Annotated in this window: 3 protein-coding genes; all 3 read right to left on the bottom strand. The window is 73.4% G+C overall.

The window, feature by feature from the left end:
- Nucleotides 1-314: 314 nt before the first annotated feature.
- The 3 genes from mnhG to AB0I76_RS29740 are packed head-to-tail and all read right to left on the bottom strand — an operon-like array spanning nt 315 to nt 1,499.
- The gene (gene mnhG / locus AB0I76_RS29750; protein ID WP_357042414.1) at nt 315-641 is read right to left on the bottom strand and encodes a monovalent cation/H(+) antiporter subunit G; all 327 of its coding nucleotides are present in this window, start codon (nt 639-641) and stop codon (nt 315-317) included.
- Nucleotides 641-904, bottom strand: coding sequence for a monovalent cation/H+ antiporter complex subunit F (locus tag AB0I76_RS29745; RefSeq protein ID WP_357042411.1), 264 nt, complete (start codon nt 902-904; stop codon nt 641-643). Before AB0I76_RS29745 ends, mnhG begins: the two co-directional genes overlap by 1 nt.
- A gap of 1 nt (nt 905) precedes the next feature.
- Nucleotides 906-1,499, bottom strand: a complete 594-nt coding sequence (locus AB0I76_RS29740; protein WP_357042408.1) for a Na+/H+ antiporter subunit E — start codon at nt 1,497-1,499, stop codon at nt 906-908.
- Nucleotides 1,500-1,501 lie beyond the last annotated feature (2 nt).

Genomic DNA, 1,501 nt, shown 5'->3' with positions numbered 1-1,501 from the left:
GGCGGCGGCGGCCGAGGAGGCGGTCACGGCCGTCGCGGCCGCGGCGGCCAGCACGGCCAGCCAGCCGGAGCGAGGGGTACGGGGTCTCATGGGTCCTCCGGGGTACGGGCGGGGTCCCCGGTCGCGCCGGTCCGACGGCGACCGCGGTGACATTCATTGATCGACGAACGTCACTGCGAAGGGTGCATCGGGAGCCCTCCCCGGGCAAGACGCAAGACGGCAGAATCGCCGCCCACCCGAAATTGGGACGGGTCGTCCCCGACTGTTAAGAAGGGACCCTTCCTCTACCGGAGGCGTTGAGCGGGGGCCATTCCTTACCGCAACTCGTCGGTGTCGAGGAGGGCCTCGTCGACGGCGCCGGAGCGGTAGGTGGCGCGACCGATCATCTGGGCCGCGACCGGCGCCGTGGCCAGTTGGAAGAGCGCGACCAGCCCGATCATGCCGAGGTCGCCGGGTGTCCGCAGGCGCAGCGCCACTCCCGCCACGAGCAGCAGCACCCCGAGGGTCTGCGGCTTCGTCGCGGCGTGCATCCGGCTCAGCGTGTCCGGGAAGCGCAGCACCCCGATGCCGGCGGCGAGACTGAGCAGCGCACCCGCCACCAGGCACCCGGCGCCGAGCCAGTCGGCCGCCGTGGCGAGCATCAGGACCCGTCCCGGGCGGCGAAGCGGACCAGCGCCACCGATCCGACGAAGCCGAGCAGGGAGAGCACCACCAGCACGGGCAGCGTGGTGGAGTGGCGGTTCACGGCGGCCTCCGCGCCGACCGCGCCGACCATGGTGGCCAGCAGCATGTCCGCCGCCACCACCCGGTCGAGCAGGGACGGGCCGCGGTAGAGCCGGATCAGCGCCAGCAGCGCGGTCACCGAGAACAGGCCGGTCAGGACGACGGCGAGGACGGCGGTCACATCAGGTTCCCTTCTCGACGGTGGCGGTCTCCACGAGGCGTACCTCGGCGGCGGAACCGGACGCGCGGACCAGCCGCCGCTCGATGGCGTGCATGCGGTCCCGGCTGTCGGCCAGGTCGGACGGACCGCGCACGTCCAGCACGTGTACGTAAATCACTCCGGCGTCCCGGTCCACCTCGACGACCAGCGTGCCCGGCACCAGTGAGACCACCTCGGCGGTGAGCGCCAGGTTCAGGTCGGTACGCACCCGCATCCGCACGGCGATGATCGCCCCCCGGGGCCGGTAGCCGGGCCGCACGGCGATCCGGGCCACGTTCGCGCTGGCGGTGACCAGCTCACCGGCGAAGCGGAGCAGGAAGACCAGCAGGGCCCGGGGTCGTACCCGCCCACCGAAGGTGACCGGGGGCAGCGGGAAGAACAGCAGCACCGCGCCGGCGACCAGCGCGCCGCCCACCAGATTGCCCCAGGAGACGTCGCCCCAGAGGAGGTTCCACACCAGCACCAGCCAGCCGAGAGCGATGAGCCGGTCCCGCCACCGCCCGACCCGGCCGCGCGGCTCCGTCGGGGCGTCCGCCGCCCGCTCGTCCGCGCTCACGG

The sequence above is a fragment of the Micromonospora sp. NPDC049799 genome, from assembly GCF_040656655.1.
Taxonomy (GTDB): Bacteria; Actinomycetota; Actinomycetes; order Mycobacteriales; family Micromonosporaceae; genus Micromonospora.
Note: the sequence above shows the minus strand (reverse complement) of the source record. Positions and strands in the feature narration are given on the sequence as shown.

Bases quoted from the DNA above. Each gene is read 5' to 3' on its own strand.
- mnhG (WP_357042414.1), bottom strand. From the start codon at position 641: ATGCTCGCCACGGCGGCCGACTGGCTCGGCGCCGGGTGCCTGGTGGCG.